General features: G+C 70.9%; 23 protein-coding genes. 6 read left to right on the top strand and 17 right to left on the bottom strand.

Annotation, left to right across the window (positions count from 1 at the left end; genetic code table 11):
- Positions 1-58: 58 nt before the first annotated feature.
- Both gatA and gatC read right to left on the bottom strand, forming a co-directional pair.
- Positions 59-1,534, bottom strand: coding sequence for an Asp-tRNA(Asn)/Glu-tRNA(Gln) amidotransferase subunit GatA (gene gatA / locus JOE46_RS00580; protein WP_097213589.1), 1,476 nt, complete (start codon positions 1,532-1,534; stop codon positions 59-61).
- Positions 1,531-1,830 carry an Asp-tRNA(Asn)/Glu-tRNA(Gln) amidotransferase subunit GatC gene (gene gatC / locus JOE46_RS00575; RefSeq protein WP_027499190.1) on the bottom strand — a complete coding sequence of 100 codons (300 nt, stop codon included), beginning with the start codon at positions 1,828-1,830 and terminating at the stop codon, positions 1,531-1,533. The genes gatA and gatC overlap by 4 nt, the downstream gene beginning before the upstream one ends.
- A 295-nt stretch (positions 1,831-2,125) precedes the next feature.
- On the opposite strand from gatC, the gene JOE46_RS00570 reads away from it, so the two are divergent.
- The gene (locus tag JOE46_RS00570) at positions 2,126-2,776 is read left to right on the top strand and encodes an amino acid-binding protein (RefSeq protein WP_097213590.1); all 651 of its coding nucleotides are present in this window, start codon (positions 2,126-2,128) and stop codon (positions 2,774-2,776) included.
- Positions 2,777-2,791: 15 nt separating this feature from the next.
- On the opposite strand, the gene JOE46_RS00565 is transcribed toward JOE46_RS00570, so the two are convergent.
- From JOE46_RS00565 to JOE46_RS00555, 3 genes are all read right to left on the bottom strand, one after another.
- Positions 2,792-3,280: a GNAT family N-acetyltransferase gene (locus tag JOE46_RS00565; RefSeq protein ID WP_209925884.1), complete on the bottom strand. Its 489-nt coding sequence runs from the start codon at positions 3,278-3,280 to the stop codon at positions 2,792-2,794.
- Between the two features lie 105 nt (positions 3,281-3,385).
- Positions 3,386-4,444: an S-adenosylmethionine:tRNA ribosyltransferase-isomerase gene (locus JOE46_RS00560; RefSeq protein ID WP_097213592.1), complete on the bottom strand. Its 1,059-nt coding sequence runs from the start codon at positions 4,442-4,444 to the stop codon at positions 3,386-3,388.
- Positions 4,441-5,142, bottom strand: a complete 702-nt coding sequence (locus JOE46_RS00555) for an SDR family oxidoreductase (RefSeq protein ID WP_209925882.1) — start codon at positions 5,140-5,142, stop codon at positions 4,441-4,443. The genes JOE46_RS00560 and JOE46_RS00555 overlap by 4 nt, the downstream gene beginning before the upstream one ends.
- Before the next feature lie 87 nt (positions 5,143-5,229).
- Here JOE46_RS00555 and soxR point away from each other — a divergent pair, with 87 nt between their 5' ends.
- The gene (gene soxR / locus JOE46_RS00550; RefSeq protein ID WP_209925880.1) at positions 5,230-5,703 is read left to right on the top strand and encodes a redox-sensitive transcriptional activator SoxR; all 474 of its coding nucleotides are present in this window, start codon (positions 5,230-5,232) and stop codon (positions 5,701-5,703) included.
- A 15-nt stretch (positions 5,704-5,718) separates the two neighbouring features.
- Here the strand turns inward: soxR and JOE46_RS00545 are convergent, their stop codons facing one another.
- Complete coding sequence (locus tag JOE46_RS00545; protein WP_209925878.1) at positions 5,719-6,660, bottom strand: MerR family transcriptional regulator; 942 nt, start codon at positions 6,658-6,660, stop codon at positions 5,719-5,721.
- Between the two features lie 139 nt (positions 6,661-6,799).
- Here JOE46_RS00545 and JOE46_RS00540 point away from each other — a divergent pair, with 139 nt between their 5' ends.
- Positions 6,800-8,059, top strand: a complete 1,260-nt coding sequence (locus JOE46_RS00540; protein WP_209925877.1) for a hypothetical protein — start codon at positions 6,800-6,802, stop codon at positions 8,057-8,059.
- 7 nt (positions 8,060-8,066) lie between these two features.
- Here JOE46_RS00540 and JOE46_RS00535 read toward each other — a convergent pair whose 3' ends face one another.
- The 9 genes from JOE46_RS00535 to JOE46_RS00495 all read right to left on the bottom strand — a co-directional run bounded on the left by JOE46_RS00535 (position 8,067) and on the right by JOE46_RS00495 (position 17,873).
- Positions 8,067-8,621 (bottom strand): dihydrofolate reductase family protein, encoded by a 555-nt coding sequence (locus tag JOE46_RS00535; RefSeq protein ID WP_097213601.1) that lies wholly within the window; start codon positions 8,619-8,621, stop codon positions 8,067-8,069.
- Between the two features lie 21 nt (positions 8,622-8,642).
- On the bottom strand, positions 8,643-10,772 hold the full coding sequence (gene ligA, locus JOE46_RS00530) for an NAD-dependent DNA ligase LigA (RefSeq protein WP_307861237.1): 2,130 nt from the start codon (positions 10,770-10,772) through the stop codon (positions 8,643-8,645).
- Positions 10,773-10,835: 63 nt separating this feature from the next.
- On the bottom strand, positions 10,836-11,858 hold the full coding sequence (locus JOE46_RS00525; RefSeq protein WP_097213602.1) for a methionine synthase: 1,023 nt from the start codon (positions 11,856-11,858) through the stop codon (positions 10,836-10,838).
- Positions 11,855-12,943 carry a tRNA 2-thiouridine(34) synthase MnmA gene (gene mnmA, locus JOE46_RS00520; protein ID WP_097213603.1) on the bottom strand — a complete coding sequence of 363 codons (1,089 nt, stop codon included), beginning with the start codon at positions 12,941-12,943 and terminating at the stop codon, positions 11,855-11,857. The genes JOE46_RS00525 and mnmA overlap by 4 nt, the downstream gene beginning before the upstream one ends.
- The gene (locus JOE46_RS00515) at positions 12,943-14,202 is read right to left on the bottom strand and encodes a cysteine desulfurase family protein (protein WP_097213604.1); all 1,260 of its coding nucleotides are present in this window, start codon (positions 14,200-14,202) and stop codon (positions 12,943-12,945) included. Before JOE46_RS00515 ends, mnmA begins: the two co-directional genes overlap by 1 nt.
- Before the next feature lie 64 nt (positions 14,203-14,266).
- Positions 14,267-15,130: a 1-acyl-sn-glycerol-3-phosphate acyltransferase gene (locus JOE46_RS00510; RefSeq protein WP_245220876.1), complete on the bottom strand. Its 864-nt coding sequence runs from the start codon at positions 15,128-15,130 to the stop codon at positions 14,267-14,269.
- Complete coding sequence (locus JOE46_RS00505; RefSeq protein ID WP_097213605.1) at positions 15,127-15,942, bottom strand: GNAT family N-acetyltransferase; 816 nt, start codon at positions 15,940-15,942, stop codon at positions 15,127-15,129. The genes JOE46_RS00510 and JOE46_RS00505 overlap by 4 nt, the downstream gene beginning before the upstream one ends.
- A 129-nt stretch (positions 15,943-16,071) precedes the next feature.
- Complete coding sequence (locus JOE46_RS00500) at positions 16,072-17,028, bottom strand: electron transfer flavoprotein subunit alpha/FixB family protein (RefSeq protein ID WP_097213606.1); 957 nt, start codon at positions 17,026-17,028, stop codon at positions 16,072-16,074.
- 44 nt (positions 17,029-17,072) lie between these two features.
- Complete coding sequence (locus JOE46_RS00495; RefSeq protein WP_097213607.1) at positions 17,073-17,873, bottom strand: electron transfer flavoprotein subunit beta/FixA family protein; 801 nt, start codon at positions 17,871-17,873, stop codon at positions 17,073-17,075.
- A gap of 274 nt (positions 17,874-18,147) precedes the next feature.
- Here JOE46_RS00495 and JOE46_RS00490 point away from each other — a divergent pair, with 274 nt between their 5' ends.
- The 3 genes from JOE46_RS00490 to JOE46_RS00480 are packed head-to-tail and all read left to right on the top strand — an operon-like array spanning position 18,148 to position 21,760.
- Complete coding sequence (locus tag JOE46_RS00490; protein WP_097213608.1) at positions 18,148-18,957, top strand: class I SAM-dependent methyltransferase; 810 nt, start codon at positions 18,148-18,150, stop codon at positions 18,955-18,957.
- A gap of 32 nt (positions 18,958-18,989) precedes the next feature.
- On the top strand, positions 18,990-20,519 hold the full coding sequence (locus JOE46_RS00485; protein WP_209928890.1) for a glycoside hydrolase family 57 protein: 1,530 nt from the start codon (positions 18,990-18,992) through the stop codon (positions 20,517-20,519).
- Positions 20,516-21,760, top strand: coding sequence for a glycosyltransferase family 4 protein (locus JOE46_RS00480; protein WP_097213610.1), 1,245 nt, complete (start codon positions 20,516-20,518; stop codon positions 21,758-21,760). The genes JOE46_RS00485 and JOE46_RS00480 overlap by 4 nt, the downstream gene beginning before the upstream one ends.
- Before the next feature lie 69 nt (positions 21,761-21,829).
- Here JOE46_RS00480 and JOE46_RS00475 read toward each other — a convergent pair whose 3' ends face one another.
- Entirely contained in the window at positions 21,830-22,573 is a 744-nt protein-coding gene (locus JOE46_RS00475; RefSeq protein WP_097213611.1) for an acyltransferase, read from the bottom strand.
- A 16-nt stretch (positions 22,574-22,589) separates the two neighbouring features.
- Positions 22,590-22,841, bottom strand: a complete 252-nt coding sequence (locus tag JOE46_RS00470) for a hypothetical protein (RefSeq protein ID WP_209925876.1) — start codon at positions 22,839-22,841, stop codon at positions 22,590-22,592.
- Positions 22,842-22,899 lie beyond the last annotated feature (58 nt).

Genomic DNA, 22,899 nt, shown 5'->3' with positions numbered 1-22,899 from the left:
GGGACATCGGTCTAGTGACCGAACCGATAACCGCCCGCTCGTGAGCGCGCGACGAATGTCAGCGCACGATGGGTCCGCGCGCGGCCTCGTAGGCCGCGCCCACCCGGTACAGCCGCTCGTCGGCCATCGCCGGGGCCATGATCTGCAGGCCGACGGGCAGCCCGTCGTCCGAGGACAGACCCGAGGGCACCGACATCGCGCAGTGCCCGGCCAGGTTGGTCGGCAGGGTGCACAGGTCGGAGAGGTACATCGCGAGCGGATCGTTGACCTTCTCCCCCAGCTTCCATGGGGTGAAGGGGCTGGTGGGCGAGACCAGCACGTCGACCGACTCGTAGGCCTTGTCGAAGTCGCGCGCGATGAGCGTGCGGACCTTCAGCGCCGAGCCGTAGTAGGCGTCGTAGTAGCCGGAGGACAGCGCATAGGTGCCGATCATGATGCGGCGCTTGACCTCCTTGCCGAATCCGGCGGCCCGGGTCGCGGCCATCACCTGGTCGGCGCTCATGTTGCCGTCGTCGACCCGCATGCCGTACCGCATCGCGTCGAAGCGCGCCAGGTTCGAGGAGACCTCGCTCGGCAGGATCAGGTAGTAGGCCGCGAGCGCGTGCAGGAAGTTCGGGCAGGAGACCTCGACGACCTCGGCACCGAGCTCGGTGAGCTGCGCGACGGCCGCGTCGAAGGAGGCGATGACGCCGGGCTGGTAGCTCTCCGAGTGCAATTCCTTGACGACGCCGACGCGCACGCCCTTGAGGTCGCCGCTCGCACCCTGACGGGCGGCCTCGACCACGGGACGGACCGGCGCGTTCACCGAGGTGGAATCGCGCGGGTCGTGGCCTGCGATCACCTCGTGCAGGAGCGCGGTGTCGAGGACGCTGCGGCCACACGGGCCGCCCTGGTCCAGCGAGGACGCGCACGCGACCAGACCGAACCGGGACACCGTGCCGTAGGTGGGCTTGGTGCCGACGGTGGCGGTCACGGCCGCGGGCTGACGGATCGATCCGCCGGTGTCCGTGCCGATGGCCAGCGGCGCCTGGTTGGAGGCGAGCGCGGCGGCCGAACCGCCGCCGGAGCCGCCCGGGATCCTGGTGGTGTCCCACGGGTTGCGGGTGGGTCCGTAGGCCGAGTTCTCCGTGGACGATCCCATCGCGAACTCGTCCATGTTGGTCTTGCCCAGCACCGGGATGCCGGCCTCGCGCAGCTTGGTGGTCAGCGTCGCGTCGTACGGCGACGCCCAGCCCTCGAGGATCTTCGATCCGCAGGTGGTGGGCATGTCGGTGGTGGTGAACACGTCCTTGAGCGCGAGCGGGACACCGGCAAGCGCGGAGGCGGGCGCCTGGCCGGAGCCGATGGCGTCGTCCACGGACTTGGCGGCGCTCAGCGCCTGCTCCCCCGCCACGTGCAGGAAGGCATTGATCTCGCCGTCGACCGCGGCGATGCGGTCCAGGTGCGCCTGGGTGACCTCGACGGAGGACACCTCGCGGGCATGGATCTTCGAGGCGAGGACGGAGGCGTCCAACGCGGTCAGGTCGGTGGTCACTGCTCTTCCCCCAGGATCTGCGGCACGGCGAAACGGTCCTGCTCGACGGCGGGCGCGCCGGAGAGCGCCTGCTCGGGGGTGAGTCCTGGAACGATGACATCCGGGCGCGTCACGTTGGTGATCGCATTGGGGTTCGCGGAGGGCGGCACATCGTCCGTGGCGACCTCGGCCACCGTCTTGACATGGCTGAGGATCGAATCGAGCTGACCGGCGAACTCGTCGAGTTCGGCGTCGGACAGCGCGAGCCGGGACAGCCGGGCGAGGTGGGCGACCTCGTCACGGGAGATGGCAGGCACCGCGTGGGCCCCTTTCAGGTCGGAGACAGCGATCGGCCCCTAGCCTAGAGCGTCACCGCCCGGCCGCCACAGCCAGAGCCGGGGCCGGACGCGCCCCGGCGCGCGATGCGACTTCATTTCCGCGGCGGAACGATCACATGTCGCCCGTGTCACCGAACCGCGGCGAGCTGGGAGTCCGACGGGCAGCGGCGAATTCGCGGACACGTCCGGGCGGCACGCGGACCGCCAACGGTGCAAGGATGGGGTCACGGCGAACCCACCGTTCCCCGACCACCCGCAATAGAAGGAACGCCCCGTGTCGTATCTCCTGCGTGTCCAGCTCCCCGATCGTCCAGGAAGCCTGGGCTCGCTGGCCGTCGCGCTCGGCTCGGTCGGAGCCGACATCCTCTCCCTCGACGTGGTCGAGCGGGGCGCCGGGTACGCGGTCGACGACCTCGTCGTCGACGTGGCGCACGGCTCGTTGCCGGACACCCTGCTGACCGCCGCGGAACAGCTCGCCGGCGTGCGCGTCGACTCGATCCGGCCCTACACCGGAATCCTCGACACCCACCGGGAACTGGAGCTGATCGATCAGGTCGCCACGGCCACCGACGACCGGCTCCAGGTCCTCGTCGACGGCGCCCCCCGAGTGCTGAGGGTCGGCTGGGCGACGGTGATCGGTATCGGCTCGCGCGGGACGTACCGGGTGGTCGGCAGCTCGGGAGCCCCCGAAACCCATGCCGGGGAAGCGCCGTGGATGCCGCTGACCAAGCCGACGGTCCTCGACGGCGAGGACGACTGGGTGCCGACGGTGTGGAAGGACATGAACACCACGCTCGCGGCGGCCCCCCTCGGGCATTCCGATCAGGCGCTGCTGCTCGGCCGCCCGGGCGGACCGGAGTTCCGGCCGTCCGAGATCGCGCGGCTCGGCTACCTGGCCGGCATCGTGGCGACCGTGCTCAGCTAGTCCCGCCCTGCCGGCTCAGACGAACTCGCGCACCAGCACGGTGAGCGCGACGCCCGGCATCGGCTCCCAGTCGCGCTGGGGCGCGGGGACGAAGTCGTTGCGATCGTAGATGCGGCGAGCGTCGACCATGTCGGCCTCCGTCGAGATCACCACGCGCGCGAGCCCTCGGTCGTAGGCCTCGTCCAGGACGTGCTTCACCAGCGCCGAGCCCACGCCCTTGCCGCGGGCGGTCGGCGCGACCGCGAGCATCCGGAACTCCAGTTCGCCCGGCTCCGCGACATCGGCGAAGGGGGTGCCGGGCTCCGCGATCGTCAGCGAACCGACGATCTCGTCGCCTGCGACGGCCACCACGACCTCGGCGTGCTCCGCGCGGCTCGCGGTATCGCGCAGGCGGTCCACGTACGTGCTCGTGTCCGACACGAATCCACCGTCGACGTAGACGTCGACGGTCAGCTCGCCGATGGTGTCGTAGTCGGCTGGCGTTGCGGGGCGAATCTCGATCATGGCGTCACTATCGCAGGACTTTCGTGAGATCCGGTCACGCGTGCGGGCCGATTGTGAACAACCTCACCCCCCGACCAGGGCCGACGTGAGGGGCGCGAGCAGGCCTTATGCCCGCAGCAGCAACGCGCTGTCCCCGAACTCGTGCCACAGGTATCCCTCCGCGAGCGCGGCCTCGTAGGCCCTGCGCACCGCCGCTGGGCCCACCACCGACTCGAGCAGCATCAGGTGCGACGCGCCGGGGGCATGCCAGCCGGTGATCAGGCCGTCCACCACCCTGGCCGGCCGCCGCCCGCTCAGCACCAGGTCCGTCCAGCCCGCCCCGGCCACCGCCGTCCCGCCCTCGGTGGCCCCGGTTTCGAGCGCACGGGTCACCGTGGTGCCGACCGCGATGACCCGGCCGCCCGCGGCGCGCCGGTCGTTGATCAGCCGAGCGGTCCACTCGGGGAGCTCGTACCGCTCGGGAATCGGCGGCTCGCCTGGCTCGGCCGAGGAGACCGAGGTGTGTAGCAGGATCGGCGCGACCGCCACCCCGGACACGGCCAGGTCGGTCATCATCGGGTGCGTGAACGGCCTTGCCGCGCTGGCCATCTCCGCACTTCCCCGATCCTTCCCGAAGATGGTCTGGTAGTACGGCAGTGGCCACCGCTCCCGCACGTACGCATAGGTGATCGGCCGGCCGGCAACCGCGAGCAGATCCCGCGCGACGTCCGCGACGCCGTCGATCTCCGCGCGCCACAGCCGGATCGACGTCCGCGGCCAGGGTTCCCGCAGCGTCGCCTGCGCGCCGAGTGGAAGGCGAATGCGCATGCCGGCGGAGGCGGCACCGAGCGGCCCGGTGACCGGACCCGGCGCGCGCACCTCCACCACCCAGGCGCCGTCGTCGAGTGGCGTGGAGAAGTGCACGACCACCCGGCCCACACCGTCGACGGTGCCGTCGACCGCGGCGGCGAGGGTGGCCGACGTGTTCACAATCACAACGTCGCCGCCGCGCAGATACCGCGGCAGCTCGTGGAAACGGGCGTGTTCCACCCGGTCCCCCTCGGCCACCAACAGGCGCACGGTGTCCCGCAGCTGCCCGCGACTCTCCGGTGGGCCGCTCGCCTCCAGCCGGTTCGGCAGCACGAAGTCTGGCCCGGCCGCGGCCTCGACCCTCACCTCGGTCACGACGATGCCGCCGTGGTCAGCAGGTCCGCCGCGCGATAGCGGCCGCTCGCCGGTCGGGTATCGAGCAGCCACATCAGCGCGGGCACCACCGCTTCGGGTTCGGGCCGGTCGGAGATGTCCTCGCCCGGGAACGCCGCCTGGTGCATCGCGGTGCGCATGTCGCCCGGGTCGAACGCGTACACCGAGAGCCGCGGATGCTCAACCGCGAGCACCGCCGTCGCGTGATCGAGGGCGGCCTTCGCCGCACCGTATCCGCCCCACCCCTCGTAGGCCTCGACCGCCGCGTCCGACGACACGTTCACGATCGCACCGCCAGCGCGGCTCACCGGTTCGAGCAGCGCGGAGATCAACGCCAACGGCGCGAGCACGTTCGTCGCGAACACTTTCGTCAGCTCGGCCTCGGGGTACCGTGCGAGCGCAGGCATCGGGCTCGGCCCGAGCGCGCTGGCATTGTTGAGCAGCAGGTCCAGCCGCCCGCGGGCGGCGATCTCCCCGCGGAGCCGTTCTCTGTGACGGGCATCGGTGACATCGCCCTGACACGTGGTGATCCCGTTCGCCTGCGCCGCGACCCGTTCGAGTGGCGCCGTGTGGCGGCCGGTGATGATCACCTGCCAGCCCCGCTCGGCCAGCGCGAGCGCCACCGCCCTGCCGAGGCCGGCCGATCCGCCGGTGATCAACGCCGTACTGGTGTCGTTCATCAGAGCTCCTTGCGTCCGGTGACTTCTGAGACCATCCTGAAAGCTCAAGTTCACTTGATGTCAAGGACCGCAGGTGAGGAGCTCCCCATGCGCACCACGGATCTGCTGACCGTCGGCGAGGTCGCGCGGCGCAGCGGCCTTGCCCCGTCCGCACTGAGGTACTACGAGGACCAGGGCCTGATCGCGTCGAGCAGGACGTCCGGCAACCAGCGGCGCTACCAGCGCAGCGTGCTGCGCAGGATCGCCTTCGTCCGCGCCGCAAGGAGCATCGGGCTCAGCCTGGAGGAGGTGGCCGAGGCGCTCGCGCAACTGCCGGACGGGCGCGCGCCGACCCGGGCCGACTGGACGAGACTCTCGCAGAGTTGGCGCGGCAGGCTCAACGAGCAGATCGATGCCCTCGTCGCGCTGCGCGACGGGCTCGACTCGTGCATCGGCTGCGGGTGCCTGTCCCTCAAGACGTGCGCGCTGTCGAACCCGGGCGATGCCGCCGCGAGCTACGGACCGGGCGCGGCCTACCTACCCAAGGCGCTGCGCCCCGACGACGCTGACCGCTCCGCCTGACCGGCGCCCGGCTCCCTACCCCGGCAGCCGGGCGCGCAGGGCCCGCAGGAACCAGTCGAGTGCGGCCGCCGAACTGTCCGGCGCTGCCCATCCGTTGACCACGGCGAGCAATCGGAGATAGCGCTCCCGGCGCGGGTCGTTCGCCGCCTCCAGCCGCGACAGCAGCCGCCGCCGAAGCGCGACGTCGTCGTCGGAACTGCCGCGCAGTCGGGCGTATTCCGCGGTCACGTCCGCCACCACCGGGTCGGCCGCGGACGAGGCCGGGTCGATGCCGGTGGCCAGCATCGGCTCGGCGTGGTCACGGACGACCGCGACGATCTCGCGGTGCACGCCCGCGCAGCCGTCGTGCACGCGGTCGTCTGCATGGCCGCTCGCCATCTCCCGCATGACGGCGCGAAAATCCGGATCCCAGGACAACTCGGCCAGTTCCAGCCACGCCTCGACCTGTTCGGCCTCGGGATCGTCGGGCAGTTCGGGGGTCATCGAGCGCATCATCCCCTCGAACGCGGGATCGCCGTCCAGCCCGCCGAAGGCGTGGTCGAGGAAATCGCCTATCAGGCTTCGCCGTTCGGTCTCGGACAGCTTGGCCAACTTGTGCACGAGCCTCATCTCCTCCGGGCCGGAGCCGCGCTTGGCCACCACCGACAACACCGTCCGCCGCAGGCGCAGTGTCCGGATCTGCGCCGCCAGCGCCTCCGCGTGCGCCGCCGCGACCTCGGGCAGGGAGGTCTGGCGGTCCACGACGCCCTTGATCGTGGCCAGGTCCAGTCCCAACTCGCGCAGCGTCCGCACGAGGTCCAGCCGCGCGACCGAGTCGACGTCATAGAGCCGGTAGCCGGCCGGGCTGCGGCCGGTCGCAGGCACGATCCCCCGATCCGCATAGAACCGAATGGCCTTGACCGTCAGTCCGGTTCGCCTGGCCAGATCACCGATCGAGTAGAGCGCGTCGTCGTCCATGTCCCCACTCTCGCGTCTCCCCCGGCGGGAGACTCAAGTCCCGTGCCGCGGCCATCGCTCCGACCTGCGGAAACGAGCTCAAGAACCGCTGCGCCGATGCTAGCCTGGATGGACGCGGCGACCGGAAAGGCGCTTGTCGATGAATGGACACATTCGGAGATCGGCCACGGTGGCGCTGGCGCTGGCCGCCTCAGCGTTTGTTGTCGCTCCCCCGCAGGCGCACGGTTTCGCTGAGGACATCTGCTACTCCGAGGGTGGAGCCCCGCCGCACAACTGTGCGCCCCTGCCGCAGTCGTGTCCGCTCGACGATCCAGACGGTCCCCTGTGCGGACTCGAGGCGTTCGTTCGCTACGGGTACACGTTGCGTCAGCCGCTCGGCGGGCGCAGCCTCGTGCATTCCGACTCGACCTACCTCATCGCCCGCACCGTCGGCTTCTCGGAGCGGGATGCGTATTGGATCGCGGCATACGACGAGGCGACAGACCTGGGCACCTTCGCGCCACGAGACATGAACGGCCAACTCGTCGCCGACGCCGCCGCCTTGACCACCAAGGACATCGGCGGTCTCGTGCGAACGCATTTCACCACCGGCGGCTTCCTCTTCCATTTCCTCCCGACGATGCGGGGACCGTTCGATCCCGAGCCCGACGGGATGCGACCCGACGTCGATGATCCCGCACACGAGGTCATGCTCACGCACGTGCGGCGGTGGGCCATGGCCGGGCCGGGCGGCAGCGCCCCGTTGTGCACGGGAGGCTTCACCAATCGCTCGGCCGACGGCGACTACGCCACTGGCGCAGCCTGTTACGCGGACCCGGAGCCGGCACAGATCAACGGCGTGTACAGCGTGGAGACCCCGGTAGCGATCCCGTTCACCAACGTCACCGGAGAGCAGGTCATCTCCGACGGTGTGTCATCGTCGCAATTCGACTCCTGGATCGGCGGCGATTCGTGGGATGCGAGGATCGGCATCTACATCCACGCCCTCGGTGATCGCATCTCACACCATGCCTGCACCGATGCCGGCACGATCAGCGCGCCGTCGCCGGACCGGCAGGAGTTTCGCATCGATCTGAACAAACCCACCTGTGACCAGGGCCCGCACGCGGTCCGCCACGAGTACGAGACCGGAGTGGATTTCGCCGGGCTCGAGTCGGAGGACCAGACCACGGAAGCGGCGCTGTCGATGGTCTACGACGAGCTCGTCGAATTCGCACGAATCCGCGGAACCCTCGATGCCAACGCCACCATGCCGTCGACCAAGAGCGCACTGCTACAGGGTGGGCTGCTGCCGGCCTTGGAAGTCAGGAATCCGGTCGAGCGGATGGAAGCCGTCACCGCTGTCGGTTGCCGGTTCGGTGTGTCGGCATTTCCCGGAAGTCCCGCCTGTCGGGGGTGATTGATTACTATCGCGCTCGGTACTGCAGGAACACCGTCCCGCCCTCGAACCGACGCTCGTCGGCGAGCCGTAGGTCCAGCCGAACGCCCGCGGGTAGCGCCGGGGTGCCGCCGCCCACCACGGCAGGGACGAGATACAGCTGCCACTCGTCGACGAGTCCCGCCCGGATCGCGCAGGCAGCAAGTCCGGGGCCGCCGATCGACAGGTCGCGCGGCGAGGACGCCTTCAACGCTCGGATCGCCGCGGGATCGAACTCCCGCTCGAGCCGGGTGCGGGAGGTCGACACCGCCTGCAGGGTCGTGGAGTACACGATCTTGTCGGCGGCCCGCCACAGCGCGGCGAAGTCATCCGCCACAGGCGGGCCCGCGTCGCCGGCAACCGACTCCCAGCCGGCCATCACCTCGTACATGCGGCGCCCATAGAGGTAGGTGCCGATCGATCGCTCGCGGTCGTTGACGAAACCGTGCACTTCCTCGTCCGGCATGGCCCAGTCGAAATTGCCGTCGCGGTCCGCGACGTATCCGTCGAGCGAACAGATCGACGAGTAGATCAACGCGCCCATGTCGTCCTCCCGCTGTGCCTGCTATCCGGCGGTGTCGGCGTCGCCTTCCCCGCCTGCAGGCGTCACCGCGTCCGGGCCGCGCTCGAGCAGCAGCCGGAACCCGTCCTCGTCGAGCACCGGCACCCCGAGCTCGATCGCCTTGTCGTGCTTGGAACCCGGCGCCTCGCCCACCACCACGAACGCGGTCTTCTTCGACACCGAACCGGCGGCCTTGCCGCCGCGGATCAGGATCGCCTCCTTGGCGCCGTCACGGGTGAACCCGACGAGCGAGCCGGTGACCACGATCGACAGGCCCTCGAGGTTGCGCTCGATCGACTCGTCGCGGGCGTCCTCCATCGACACCCCGGCGGCGCGCCACTTCGCGACGATCTCGCGATGCCAGTCCACCGCAAACCATTCGACCACGGCGGCGGCGATGGTGCCGCCGACGCCGTCCACGGCCGCCAGTTCCTCCACGGACGCGTTCTCGATCCGCTCGAGGCTGCCGAACTCGGAGGCCAGCGCCCGGGCCGCGGTGGGGCCGACGTGCCGGATGGACAACGCCACGAGTACCCGCCACAGCGGCTTGTCCTTGGCCGAGTGCAGGTTGTCGAGGAGCCTGCGCCCGTTCGCCGACAGCGCGCCCGCCTTGGTGGTGAACAGCGAGGTCTTCATCAGGTCGTCGGAGGTGAGCGAGAACAGGTCTCCCTCGTCGGCGATCACTCCCGATTTGAGCAGCTCGGTCGCCGCCTCGTAGCCGAGCACCTCGATGTCGAAAGCGCCACGCCCCGACACGTGAAAGACCCTCTCCCGCAACTGCGCCGGGCAGGACCGCTGGTTCGGGCAACGGATGTCCGCGTCGCCCTCCTTGGCGGGGGCCAGCTCGGTGCCGCACTCGGGACAGTGTGTGGGCATCACGAACTCACGCTCGTCCCCGGTGCGCACATCGACCACCGGACCGAGCACCTCAGGGATGACCTCGCCCGCCTTCCTGATGACCACCATGTCGCCGATCAGCACGCCCTTTCGCTTGACCTCGGACCCGTTGTGCAGCGTCGCGAGCGAGACGGTCGATCCGGCAACCGTCACCGGCTCCATGTAGGCGAACGGGGTGACCCGGCCGGTCCGGCCGACGCTGACACGGATGTCGAGCAACCGGGTGGTGGCCTCCTCCGGTGGGTACTTGTACGCGATGGCCCAGCGCGGAGCCCGTGAGGTGGAACCGAGCCGCCGATGCAGCGCCATCTCGTCGACCTTGACCACCAGGCCGTCGATCTCGTGTTCCACGTCGTGGCGGTGCTCGTCCCAGTACGCGACCCTCGCCACGACCTCGTCGACGCCGCGGACTCGCGCGGTGTGCGTGGACACGGGCAACCCCCAGGCCGCCAGCGCGGTGTAGGCGTCGTGCTGGGACGCCGGTGCGAAGCCCTCGATCCGGCCGAGCCCGTGGCAGATCATGCCGAGCCGCCGCTTGGCCGTGACCGCCGGGTTCTTTTGCCGCAGTGATCCGGCGGCCGAGTTGCGGGGATTGGCGAACGGCGCCTTGCCCTCCGCGACCAGGGACGCGTTGAGGGCCTCGAAGTCCTCGAGCCGGAAGAACACCTCGCCGCGGACCTCGAGCAGCGACGGGATCGGGAACTCCTCGCTCGGCGTCAGCACGTGCGGGATCTCCTCGATCGTGCGCGCGTTGAGGGTGACGTCCTCGCCGGTGCGGCCGTCGCCGCGGGTGGCGCCGCGCACCAGCCTGCCGTTCTCGTAGACCAGGTTCAGCGCGACACCGTCGATCTTCACCTCGCACAGGTAGTGCAGGTCGGAGCCCGTATCAGCTTCCACCCGCCGCACCCAGGTGCGCAGCTCCTCCTCGTCGAAGACGTTGTCCAGGCTCAGCATTCGCTCGAGGTGGTCGACCGCGGTGAACTCGGTGGCGAACCCGCCGCCGACGAGCTGGGTGGGCGAGTCCGGGGTGCGCAGATCGGGGCGCGCCTCTTCGAGCGCGATCAGCCGGTTCAGCAGGGCGTCGAATTCACCGTCGGAGATGATCGGCGAGTCCCGCACGTAGTAGCGGAACTGGTGCTCGCGCACCTCCTCCGCGAGCCGCTGCCATTCTTCGCGTTCGTCGGAGGTCGCTGCTGACAGTGCTGGTTCAGACCCCTGGGCTGCGTTCTCGTCCACGCCGGAAGGTTATCGCAGGAGGCAGACAACGCCGCCGCTCGAGCGGGCGCCCGCGGGTCCGATTCAGTCGAACTCGGCGCCGTCCGCGAATGCCCTCGTCAGCTCGGCGGCGCGACGCAGCGCCGTCCGCGCCCACTCCGGGCTCGCGCCCGCGAGGCCGCATCGCGGCGTCACCGTCACCTGCGTGGCGAGGACGGATCGCGGGAAGCCCAGCCGGTCGACGAGGGTCACCGCGGGCTCGGCGAGTTCGCGCCAGCCCGGCGCGGGCTCGGCACCAAGGGTCGGCACCAGCCCGAGGGCCAGCGCGATGCCGTCCTCGAGCAGTTCGCCGACGCCGTCGAGGTCCGCGACCGTCAGCTCGCTCAGGTCCAGTCCGATCATCGCGGCGCCGCTGCGACGCAGCAGCCCCAGCGGCAGACCGGCGGCGCAGGAGTGCACCAACACCGGCGACTCCAGGCGGCCGATCACGGACGACAGGACGGCGAGCGCCTCCGGTTCGGGCATTGCGCGGGGGGTCTGCAGGATCGAGACGCCCGCCAGCGAACCGGCCAGCACCGCGGGCAGTCCTGGTTCGTCGAGCTGCACCACGACGGGCGAGCCGAGCCTGCGGGCCACCTCGTCGACGTGCACGCGCAGCCCCTCGGCCAGCGATTCCGCGAGGTCGCGCAGCGCGCCCGCGTCGGTGAGCACGCGATGCCCGCCGGAGAGCTCGACCTGCGCCGCCAGCGTCAGCGGCCCGACCGACTGGACCTTCACCGGCTGATCGGTGCCCCGGCGCCCGGCGACCTCCCAGGCCTCCTCGAGCGCGTCCAGGTCACGCCGGAGCAGGTCGCGGGCCCGACGCGTGACCGCACCCGGACGCTGCGCGAGCCGGTAGGCGGTGGTGGAGGTGTCGAACGGCAGGTCGACCAGCAGCGCGGCCGCGCGGCCGATCATGTCGGCGCCGACGCCGCGGTCGGGCAGTTCGACCAGGTGCGGCAGGGCGGGCAGTTCGCCCACCACGATGGCGGCGGCCTCCCGCGGATCGGTGCCGGGCCAGGAACCGACGCCGGTCGCGACGCCGACCGGGATGGACGGTGCCGTCACCGGCGGTCCGCGCCGGTGCCGACGATGGTGCCGCTACCGAGGACCTCGTCGCCCGCGGCGTCCGGCCGGTACAGCACGACGGCCTGTCCCCTGGCCACGCCGGTCAGCGGCTCGCGCAGCTGCACGTCCAGTCCTCCGTCGACGGGCACGACCACGGCCTCGGCCAGTCCGCCGTGCGCCCGGACCTGCACCACGCACTCGATCGGTCCCTGCGGCGCCGCGCCGGAGGTCCAGATCGCGCGCTCGGCCGCGATCGTCCAGACCTGCAGGCGCTCGGCCGAGCCGACGGTGACGGTGCCGGTCTCGGGTTCGATGGCGGTGACGTAGCGCGGCTTGCCGTCGGCCGCCGGGCCCTGCACGCCCAGTCCCTTGCGCTGGCCGATGGTGAACCCGTGCACGCCCTCGTGATCGGCGAGCACCTCGCCGGAGTCCGCGTCGACGACCTTGCCGGGCCGGATCCCGATCTTGGCGCCGAGGAAGGCCCGGGTGTCCCCGGACGGGATGAAGCAGATGTCGTGGCTGTCGGGCTTGTCCGCGACCGCGAGCCCGCGCTCGGCGGCCTCGGCCCGAATCTGCGGCTTCGGGGTGTCGCCGACGGGGAACATCGCCCGGGAGAGCTGCTCGGCGGTGAGCACGCCGAGGACATAGGACTGGTCCTTGTCGGCGTCGACCGCGCGGCGCAGCACGCCGTCCTCCAGTCGCGCGTAGTGACCGGTCGCGACCGCATCGAAACCGAGCGCCATCGCGCGGTCCGCGAGGGCGGCGAACTTGATCTTCTCGTTGCAGCGCAGGCAGGGGTTCGGCGTCTCCCCGGCGGCGTAGGACTCGATGAAGTCCTCGATCACGTCTTCCTTGAAGCGATCCGCGAAATCCCAGACGTAGAAGGGGATACCGAGGATGTCGGCGGCGCGGCGCGCGTCCCCGGCGTCCTCCTTGGAGCAGCAGCCACGCGAACCGGTGCGCAGGGTGCCCGGCGCGGTGGACAGCGCCAGGTGCACGCCCACCACCTCGTGTCCGGCGGCCACCGCACGCGCCGCCGCCACCGCGGAGTCCACTCCGCCGCTCATCGCCGCCAGTACCCGCATCAGCGTGCCCCTCCCCTGGCCCCGGCGCCCGCCAGGCCCGCCATCCTGGCCCGCTCGACCACCTGCGGCAGCGCCGCGATCAACGCATCGACATCGGAATCAGTCGAGGTGTGCCCCAACGAGAACCGCAGCGACCCGCGCGCGATGGTCGCGTCGACGCCCATCGCAATGAGCACGTGACTGGCGCTGGCGACCCCGGCCGTGCACGCCGACCCGGTCGAGCACTCGATCCCCGCCGCGTCGAGCAGCATCAGCAGCGAATCACCCTCGCAACCGGGAAAGGTGAAGTGCGCATTCCCGGGCAGTCGCTGATCGCCGACCGGGCCGTTCAGCACCGCCGTTGGCACCGCCGCGCTCACCCCGGCGATCAGCCGCTCGCGCAGCCTGATCAGCTCGGAGGAGCGGGAATCCATGTCCGACACGGTCTTCCGCAGCGCGGTGGCCATCGACACCACCGCCGCGGTGTCCAGGGTGCCCGCCCGCAGGTCGCGCTCGTGGCCGCCGCCGTGCAGCAGCGGCACGCACGGCACCTGGCGGCCGAGCAGCAGCGCTCCTGCGCCCTGCGGCCCGCCGAACTTGTGCGCGGCGACGCTCAAGGCGGAGAGCCCGCTGGCCGCGAAGTCCACCGGCAGCTGCGCCACGGCCTGCACCGCGTCGCTGTGAATCGGGACCCCGAACTCGGTGGCGACGGCGGCGAGTGCGGCGATCGACATGATCGAGCCGACCTCGTTGTTCGCCCACATGACGGTGACGAGCGCGACCTCGTCGGCGCCGGCGGCCAGCTCGACGCGCAACGCATCGGGGTCGATGCGGCCATGCCGGTCCACCGGCAGCCACGTCACCTCGGCGCCCTCGTGCTCCACCAGCCACTCGACCGCGTCGAGCACGGCGTGGTGCTCCACGGCGCCCGCGATGATCCTGCGGCGGCGCGGGTCGGCGTCGCGGCGGGCCCAGTAGATGCCCTTGACGGCCAGGTTGTCGCTCTCGGTTCCCCCGGAGGTGAAGATGACCTCCGACGGCCGTGCGCCCAGGTCGGCCGCGATGGACTCCCGTGCCTCCTCCACCCGGCGGCGGGCCGCGCGGCCCGAACCGTGCAGCGAGGACGCGTTGCCCACCGTGGCGAGGACCGCAGTCATCGACTCGATGGCCTCGGGCAGCATCGGCGTCGTCGCGGCGTGATCGAGATAGACCTGGGATGGCGCGCTGGACCGCAGGGTGGCATCACTGCGGTTGGAGGCGCTCGGGTGGGGCGTTGTCATGACCTGACCAGGATAGCCCGTCGGCCGGGGGCCGCTGCGACCGCGACTGTGCTGGTAGGCGCGCTCACGCCGCCGCGGTCTGACGCTCCTCCATGCCGTCGAGGATGTCCTGCACGGTCAGGTCCGCGCCGAGGATCACGCGCGCCGCCCGCTCGCAGCGCCGCGCCAGCTCCCTGCGGTCGGCGCCCGGCTCCTCCAGCGGCGCGAGCAGCACCTCCACGTCGAGCCTGCGCAGCCCGACCGTCCGGCGCAGCGACGCGGCCAGCGTCTGGTCCCCGACGAAGCAGGCCGTGGTGTCCAGCCGCCCGTCCGGCGTGCAGTACCTGATCCCGACGGGCTGCACCAGCGCGCCTGCCTCGACCGCGGACTGGAACAGGGCTGGGCGGAAGCTGCCGTAGGCGCGCCCGCACCAGGTGGTCCCCTCGGGGAAGGCCACCACCCGCCCACCTGCCCGCAGCCGCTCCGCGGCCTCGTCGACCGCGCCGGGCAGCTCGGACAGCCGCGCCCGGTCGATCGGGATGATCCGCATCCGCCGTGCCAGGGTCCCGAGCAGCGGCCAGTCCAGCAGGTCCGCCCTGGCCACGAAGTCGGCGGGCCCGAGCGCGCAGAGCACCAGCACATCGGCCCAGGAGACGTGCCCGGCCACCACCAGCACACCCCGTTCCCCAGGATCGATGTCGAGGCCGCGCTCGTCGCGCACCCGCAGCCGCATCCCCAGCCCGCTCAGCGCGGCCCGCGCGTAGCCGCGCTGCACCGAGCGGCGCCAGGATCCCGGCAGGACCCCACCCGCCAGCAGAACGGGCAGCGAGAGCAGCATCGCCGCGAGCATCACGAACCGCGCGGCCACCCGGGCCAGGCCGGCCCGCTCCACCGCGGTCGGCAGGCAGCCGTCGCCGCAGGGGCTCGAGGGCATCCAGTCGTGCGTCATCGGAGGATCATCGGGACGGCGGCGGCGGCCGACCGCAGCCGGCTCAGGTAGCGCTCGTCGGCCTCCGCCATGCCCAACAGGGCCACGAAGTCGGCGACGCCGAAGTCGGGGTCGTGCGCGGGCTCGCCGCAGATCGAGGCGCCAAGGCGCAGGTAGCCGCGCAGCAGCGGGGGCAGCGCCGTGCGGGCGGGGGCCGCGATCTCGTCCAGGCCGGGCACCGGCCGCAGCGGACGCACCCGGAGGTCAGGGGCGGTGGCGTGCGCGTCGAGCAGTCGGTCGCGGACCCCGCGCACGTTCGCGCCCGGCAGATCACTCGGCCGCGCCTGCATCGGCACCGACACGCACCCCATGGCCCAGCGGTAGCCGGTGAGCTCCAGGTAGTTGAGGATGCCCGCCCACATCAGGCCCAGCACCGAACCGGAGCGGTGATCGGGGTGCACGCAGGCCCGGCCCATCTCGACGAGCTGTGGGCGGAGCGGGTCGAGCGCGGCGAGGTCGAACTCGGTGGCGGTGTAGAGCCCGCCCGCGGCGATCGCGGCGTCCGGGGTCAGCATCCGGTAGCAGCCGACGACCTCGTCGGCCAGCTCGTCGCGCACCAGCAGGTGATCGCAATATTCGTCGAAGTGGTCGGCGTCGAGACCGTCGGAGATGCCGCGGACCGCGCCTTCGAAGCCCGGTTCGGCCGCGAACACCTGGTACCGCAGCCGCTGCGCGGCGATCCGGTGCTCGCGGTCCGAGGACAGCAGCAGGGTGTATCTGGGGACGGTGGTGACGCTCGGAAAATCGTTGATGAGGACCGGCGTTGTCGTCATGCCCCGAAGGGTCACCGAGCCGGGCGGCCTCCCGGCATCAGGTCGGTGTCGTGTCGATGCAACTTCGGTGAACACGACGGCGGCCCCGCTCCCAACCAGGGAACGGGGCCGCCGAAAGGTGACGCGGGATCAGCCCTTGTGAGCCTTGACCGCCTCGGTGAGCTGCGGTGCGACGTTGAACAGGTCGCCGACGACGCCGTAGTCCGCGATCTCGAAGATCGGGGCCTCTTCGTCCTTGTTGACGGCGACGATGGTCTTCGACGTCTGCATGCCTGCGCGGTGTTGGATGGCGCCGGAGATGCCGAGCGCGATGTACAGCTGCGGGGAGACCGTCTTACCGGTCTGACCGACCTGGAACTGGCCCGGGTAGTAGCCCGAGTCCACGGCGGCACGCGAGGCACCGACCGCGGCGCCGAGCGAGTCGGCGAGCTCCTCGACCACGCTGAACTTGTCGGCGCTGCCGACGCCACGGCCACCGGAGACGACGACCGACGCCTCGGTGAGCTCGGGGCGGTCGCCGCCGACGATCGGGTTGCGCGAGGTCACCTTGACGGCACTCTCGTCCTGAGCCGGCACCTCGACGGTGACCTGCTCGGCGGCACCGGCCTGCGGCTGGGCCTCGACGGCACCCGGGCGAACCGAGATGACCGGGACCTCGCCGTTGGCCTTGGCCTCGACGGTGAACGCGCCACCGAAGATCGAGTGCACGGCGCTGCCGTCGGCCTTGACCTCGATGACGTCGCTGAGCAGGCCGGAACCGATCCGTGCGGCCAGACGTCCGGAGACCTCTTTGCCCTCGGTGGTGGCGGCGGTGATCACGGCAGCCGGTCCGGCGGACTCGACCAGGGCGGCGAGGACGTCGACCTTCGGGGTGATCAGGTAGCCGTCGATGTCATCGGACTCGGCGACGTAGATCTTCGCGGCGCCCGCGGCGGCCAGCGCCTCGGCGAGCTTGGCCGCGGTTCCGGCCGGGCCCGCGACGACCGCAGCCGGCTCACCGAGCGCGCGCGCTGCGGTGATGAGCTCGGTGCTGACCTTCTTGAGCGCACCCTCGGCGTGCTCGACGAGCACAAGTACTTCTGCCATTGCTGTCTTCTCCTACGTGTGGGTCTGCTGGTTGAGGGGCGCGATCAGATGATCTTCTGGCCGACGAGGTAAGCGGCGATCTTGCTGCCGCCATCACCCTCGTCGGTGACGCGCTCACCAGCGGTACGCGGGGGCTTGGGGGTGGACGCGGTGACGGTGGTGCCCGCGTTCGCGACGCCAACGGTCTCCGGGTCGACGCCGAGGTCGGCGAGGGTGAAGACCGAGACTTCCTTCTTCTTCGCGGCCATGATGCCCTTGAAGGACGGGAAGCGCGGCTCGTTGATCTTCTCGGTGACCGAGACGATGGCGGGCAGCGAGGCCTCGAGGCCGAAGATGCCCTCGTCGGTCTCGCGCTCGCCGGTGACCTTGCCGTCGGCGACGGTGAGCTTGCGCAGCTGGGTGAGCTGCGGGATGCCGAGGTACTCGGCGATGATGGCCGGAACGGCGCCGACGCGGCCGTCGGTGGCCTCGTTGCCTGCGATGATCAGGTCGGCCGGCTCATCGTTCTCGAAGCCGATCTGGCCGAGCGCGGCGGCCAGGGTCCAGCCGGTCTGGATGGCGTCGGAGCCGTGCAGAGCCGGGTCGTTGATGTGAACGGCCTTGTCGGCACCCATGGACAGCGCCTTGCGGATGGCATCGGTGGCGCGGTCCGGGCCGGCGGACAGCACGGTCACCTCGCCCCCCTGCGCCTCCTTGATGAGCAGGGCCTCCTCGACCGCGCGCTCGTTGATCTCGTCGAGCACGGCGTCCGCGGCCTCGCGGTCCAGCGTGAAGTCACCATCGGTGAGCTTGCGCTCGGACCAGGTGTCAGGAACCTGCTTGATCAAAACGACGATGTTCGTCATGGGTCTTCGTCGACCTCCTGTGTATTTCTGCCTGATGATCGAGAGCAGCTCCACGTCGAGGAGGAGCGCTCGCGTAACCGTCTCGTTCGCACGTCGGGTGTGCGTCAGATTACCCCATGTTAAGTTACCCGCTAGTAACTTGGGTGGGAAACCTCGTCCACCATAACGGCCAGGAGGATCATTCATGCCTGTGATGTGGACCACCCCGACCAGTTCTGACACCGAGGGCACTAACCTCCCAACGGTGAGCGATTCATCTGTCTCGACCCCGGCCATGTCCGTCGACGCCGATAACAACCCGACGGCTGCCGAGGCGACCCCGCAGCCGAGCGAAGCGACCCTGCCGCTGACCGGCGAGCGCACCGTCCCGGGCGTGCCCGAGGAGAACTACTGGTTCCGCCGTCACGAGGTGGTGTACCGGCAGCTGCTCGAGCGCTGCGCCGGCCGCGTCGTCCTCGAGGCCGGGTCCGGAGAAGGCTACGGCGCCAACATGATTGCCGACGTCGCCGAGAAGGTCATCGGGCTCGACTACGACACCTCCGCCGTCGACCACGTGCGTGCCCGCTACCCGCGAATCGACATGCGCCAGGGCAACCTCGCGGACCTCCCGCTGCCGGACGCCAGCGTCGGGATCGTGGTCAACTTCCAGGTGATCGAGCACCTGTGGGACCAGGCCCAGTTCCTGGCCGAATGCTTCCGCGTGCTGACCCCCGGCGGCGAGCTGCTGATCAGCACCCCGAACCGGATCACCTTCTCCCCCGGACGGGACACCCCGCTCAACCCGTTCCACACCCGCGAACTCAACGCCGCCGAGATGACCGAGCTCCTCGAGGAGGCCGGCTTCGTCGTCGACCTGATGACCGGCGTGCACCACGGCCCCCGTCTGCGCGAGCTCGACGCCAAGCACGGCGGCTCCTTCATCGACGCCCAGATCGACCGCGCGCTGGCGGGCGAGCCGTGGCCTGCGGACCTCGTCGCCGACGTCGAGGCCATCACCGTGGACGACTTCGCGCTCACCGAACCCGACATCGACGCCAGCCTGGACCTGGTCGCCATCGCACGGAAGCCCGCGGTGTCAGGGTGAACAAACCGACCGGAGTTGCGCAGGAACCGGGCATGTTCTGCCTGGTCCTGCACTCACACCTGCCGTGGTTGGCCAACCACGGCCGGTGGCCCGTCGGCGAGGAATGGCTCTACCAGTCCTGGGCGGCCACCTACCTGCCCGTGGCCCGCGTGCTGCGCACGCTCGCCGCGGAGGGCCGCACCCGGCTGCTCAGCCTCGGCATCACCCCGGTGCTGGCGGCCCAGCTCGACGACCCGCACTGCCTGGCCGGGATGCACCACTGGCTGGGCAACTGGCAGCTGCGCGCCCACGAGGCCGCAGGCATGCGCGACCAGCCGCACCGCGACCTCGGCGCCCGCGAGCACCGACTCGCCGCGGAGGCGCTGACCGACTTCGAGGAGCGCTGGGCGCACGGCGGCTCGCCGGTGCTGCGCGGGCTCGTCGACGCCGACGCCATCGAGCTGCTCGGCGGACCGTTGGCCCACCCGTTCCAGCCGCTGCTGCATCCGCGGCTGCGCTCGTTCCAGCTCAGCGAGGGCCTCGCCGACGCCAAGGCGCGTTGGGGCACGAAGCCCTCCGGGATCTGGGCACCCGAATGCGGCTACACGCCCGGGATGGAACGGGAGTACGACGCCGCGGGCGTGCAGCACTTCATGGTGGACGGCCCGTCGCTGCGCGGGGACACCTCCCTCGGCCGCCCGGTTCGCGAATCCGACGTGGTGGCCTTCGGCCGCGACCTGCAGGTCTCGTACCGGGTGTGGTCGCCGAAGTCGGGCTACCCGGGCGACGGCGCCTACCGCGACTTCCACACCTACGACCACGACACCGGGCTCAAGCCCGCGCGCGTCACCGGCCGCACCGTCGACTCGAAGGACAAGGCGCCGTACGACCCCGAACTCGCGGCCGCCGCCATCGACCGGCACGTCGCGGACTTCGTCGACACGGTCAGGTCCCGGATGCGCTCGGAGAGCGAGCGCATCGGCAGGCCCGCGCTCGTGGTGGCCGCCTTCGACACCGAACTGTTCGGACACTGGTGGTTCGAGGGTCCGCAGTGGCTGGAGAAGGTCCTGCGCGCGCTGCCGGAGGCGGGCATCCCGGTCGGCACCCTCTCCGATGCAAGGGCGGCCGGCTTCGTCGGCGAACCCGTCCAGCTCGCCGACTCCTCCTGGGGCAGCGGCAAGGACTGGCGGGTCTGGGCGGGCGATCAGGTCGCCGACCTGGTCCAGCTGAACACCGAGGTCGTGCAGACCGCGCTGGACGCGGTGGACAAGGCCCGCGGGGCGCAGCGCGCGCCCGGCCGGCCGGAGCTGCGCGATCGGGTCAACGACCAGATCCTGCGCGAGGCCATCATGACCGTGCAGAGCGACTGGGCGTTCATGGTCAGCAAGGACTCCGCCGCCGGGTACGCCCGTGACCGTGCGCACCTGCACGCCCACGCCACCAGGGAGATCGCGGGCGCCGTCGCCGCGGGTCACCTGGACCGGGCGCGGCAGCTGGCCGACGGCTGGAACCACGCCGACGGGCTGTTCCCCTCGCTGGACGCCCGGCGACTCCCCGACGACGCGATCGGCGGTCCCGCATGAAGGTCCTGATGGTCTCCTGGGAGTACCCGCCGGTGGTGGTCGGCGGGCTCGGCAGGCACGTGCACCACCTGGCCACCGAGCTGGTGCAGGCAGGCCACGAGGTGGTCGTGCTCTCGCGGCGCCCCACCGGCACCGACGCGTCCACCCACCCGACCATCACCCACATCTCGGAGGGCGTGCTGGTGGTGGCGGTCGCCGAGGACCCGGCGCACTTCGTGTTCGGCGAGGACATGCTGGCCTGGACCCTCGCGATGGGGCACGCCATGGTGCGCGCGGGCGTCGCGCTCGGCAAGCCAGGGCTCGGCGACGGCTGGCAGCCCGACGTCGTGCACGCGCACGACTGGCTGGTCGCGCATCCCGCGATCGCGCTGGCCGAGTACTTCGACGTGCCGCTGGTCTCCACGCTGCACGCCACCGAGGCCGGCAGGCACAGCGGCTGGATCTCAGGGACGATCAACCGTCAGGTGCACTCCGTCGAGTGGTGGCTGGCCAACGAGTCGGACGCGATCATCACCTGCTCCGCCTCGATGGAGGAGGAGGTCACCGAGCTCTACGGTCCGCAGTTGCCGCCGATCACGGTGATCCGCAACGGGATCGACGTCACCACCTGGAACTACCGGCAGCGCGCGCCGCGCTCCGGCCCGCCGCGGCTGCTGTTCGTCGGCAGGCTCGAGTACGAGAAGGGCGTGCAGGACATCATCGCCGCGCTGCCCCGGATCCGTCGCAGCCACCCGGGCACCACGCTGGCCGTCGCGGGTGAGGGCACCCAGTTCGAGTGGCTGCAGCAGGAGGCACGGTCCAACCGGGTCCTGCGCTCGGTGGCCTTCCTCGGCAGTCTCGACCACACCGAGCTGCTGGGCTGGTTGCACGCGGCGGACGCGATCGTGCTGCCCAGCCGGTACGAGCCGTTCGGCATCATCGCGCTCGAGGCGGCGGCGGCGGGCACCCCGCTGGTCACCTCCACCGCGGGCGGGCTCGGCGAGGCCGTGGTCGACGGCGTCACCGGGATGTCGTTCCTTCCCGGCGACGTCGAGGGACTGACGTCGGCGGTGCGTGAGGTGCTCGACGATCCCGCGGGCGCGCAGCGCCGGGCCGAGGCGGCCCGCGAACGGCTCACCGCCGACTTCGACTGGCACAGCGTCGCGCTCGACACCGCGCAGGTCTACCTGAGCGCCAAGCGACGGGTGCGACACCCGTTGGCGCGCCCCGACATCCCCCAGCGGCCGCTCCCCGGCCGGTAGGCGGCTCCGCCGCCTGTGTGCGGTTGACGAGTCCCTGGACTCGTCAACCGCGCACAGGCGCGCAGCGCCTCAACGTGCTGCGGCGGCCTTCTTGCGCTCGATGTCCTCGAGGGCGGCGATGTACTTGGCCCGCTCGGCCGCGCCTGCCTCCCAGGCCTCCTTGCGGTTCTTGACGACCTTGACGGGCGCGCCGACCGCGATGCTGTAATCCGGGATCTCGCCCTTGACCACCGCGTGCGCGCCGAGCACGCAGCCGCGGCCGACGATCGTGTTCCTCAGCACGGTCACCTTGGCGGCGACCCAGGTGTCCGGACCGATCCGAACCGGGCCCTTCACGATGCCCTGATCCTTGATCGGGACGTTGACGTCGTCCATCCGGTGGTCGAAATCGCAGATGTAGCACCAGTCGGCGACGAGGGTGGAGGCGCCGATCTCGATGTCGAGGTAGGTGTTGACGACGTTGTCCTTGCCGAAGACGACCTTGTCGCCGATGCGCAGGGAACCCTCGTGGCAGCGGATCGCGTTGCCGTCGCCGATGTGCACCCAGCGGCCGATCTCGAGCCGCGACAGTTCGGGAGTCGAGTGGATCTCCACGTTCTTGCCGAGGAAGACCATGCCGCGCAGGATCACGTGCGGGTTCGCGAGCTTGAACTTGGCCAGCCGGTAGTAGCGCACCAGGTACCAGGGCGTGTACGCCTTGTTCTCGAGCACCCATCGCAGGGAATCACGGGTCAGGAACTTTGCCTGCTCGCTGTCGGTCCGACGTGATCCCCGCCACCTCGTGCGCAACGGTGCGCCCCACATGCTGGTCATGCCATGCAGCCTACGGTCAGCGGATGTGAGCTCCGCGACGGCCCACTCCGCCGCCCCCGCCGAGCCATCCGCCGCCGCCAAGCAGCGCCGCGACCAGCGCCGCCGTCACCGCGACCACGATGACCGCGAGCAGGGAGTTCGCCATCACGCCGATCAGCGTCGCGGCGCCGACGATCAGGCCGACGACGATCACCACCCCCGCCTGAGGCGTGCCGAGCAGGTGATTGTCGTTCGCGTCGACGCGCGGCGATCGGCGCGGCGCACTCAAATCTCCACCCCCTGACCCTTCCATGTCGCCATTCAAACACAATTGCGACCGGAATTGT

The sequence above is a fragment of the Rhodococcus sp. PvR099 genome, from assembly GCF_017833315.1.
Taxonomy (GTDB): Bacteria; Actinomycetota; Actinomycetes; order Mycobacteriales; family Mycobacteriaceae; genus Rhodococcus_G; species Rhodococcus_G oryzae.
Note: the sequence above shows the minus strand (reverse complement) of the source record. Positions and strands in the feature narration are given on the sequence as shown.

What these genes read in the sequence shown, in the direction of transcription:
- JOE46_RS00475 (WP_097213611.1), bottom strand. Translation starts at nt 22,573, where the DNA reads ATGACCAGCATGTGGGGCGCACCGTTGCGCACGAGGTGGCGGGGATCA.
- JOE46_RS00555 (WP_209925882.1), bottom strand. Translation starts at nt 5,142, where the DNA reads ATGAACGACACCAGTACGGCGTTGATCACCGGCGGATCGGCCGGCCTC.
- JOE46_RS00505 (WP_097213605.1), bottom strand. Translation starts at nt 15,942, where the DNA reads ATGACGACAACGCCGGTCCTCATCAACGATTTTCCGAGCGTCACCACC.
- JOE46_RS00515 (WP_097213604.1), bottom strand. Translation starts at nt 14,202, where the DNA reads ATGACAACGCCCCACCCGAGCGCCTCCAACCGCAGTGATGCCACCCTG.
- JOE46_RS00480 (WP_097213610.1), top strand. Translation starts at nt 20,516, where the DNA reads ATGAAGGTCCTGATGGTCTCCTGGGAGTACCCGCCGGTGGTGGTCGGC.
- JOE46_RS00485 (WP_209928890.1), top strand. Translation starts at nt 18,990, where the DNA reads ATGTTCTGCCTGGTCCTGCACTCACACCTGCCGTGGTTGGCCAACCAC.
- soxR (WP_209925880.1), top strand. Translation starts at nt 5,230, where the DNA reads ATGCGCACCACGGATCTGCTGACCGTCGGCGAGGTCGCGCGGCGCAGC.
- JOE46_RS00500 (WP_097213606.1), bottom strand. Translation starts at nt 17,028, where the DNA reads ATGGCAGAAGTACTTGTGCTCGTCGAGCACGCCGAGGGTGCGCTCAAG.
- JOE46_RS00540 (WP_209925877.1), top strand. Translation starts at nt 6,800, where the DNA reads ATGAATGGACACATTCGGAGATCGGCCACGGTGGCGCTGGCGCTGGCC.
- JOE46_RS00490 (WP_097213608.1), top strand. Translation starts at nt 18,148, where the DNA reads ATGTCCGTCGACGCCGATAACAACCCGACGGCTGCCGAGGCGACCCCG.
- JOE46_RS00535 (WP_097213601.1), bottom strand. Translation starts at nt 8,621, where the DNA reads ATGGGCGCGTTGATCTACTCGTCGATCTGTTCGCTCGACGGATACGTC.
- JOE46_RS00545 (WP_209925878.1), bottom strand. Translation starts at nt 6,660, where the DNA reads ATGGACGACGACGCGCTCTACTCGATCGGTGATCTGGCCAGGCGAACC.
- mnmA (WP_097213603.1), bottom strand. Translation starts at nt 12,943, where the DNA reads ATGCGGGTACTGGCGGCGATGAGCGGCGGAGTGGACTCCGCGGTGGCG.
- JOE46_RS00495 (WP_097213607.1), bottom strand. Translation starts at nt 17,873, where the DNA reads ATGACGAACATCGTCGTTTTGATCAAGCAGGTTCCTGACACCTGGTCC.
- JOE46_RS00510 (WP_245220876.1), bottom strand. Translation starts at nt 15,130, where the DNA reads ATGACGCACGACTGGATGCCCTCGAGCCCCTGCGGCGACGGCTGCCTG.
- JOE46_RS00565 (WP_209925884.1), bottom strand. Translation starts at nt 3,280, where the DNA reads ATGATCGAGATTCGCCCCGCAACGCCAGCCGACTACGACACCATCGGC.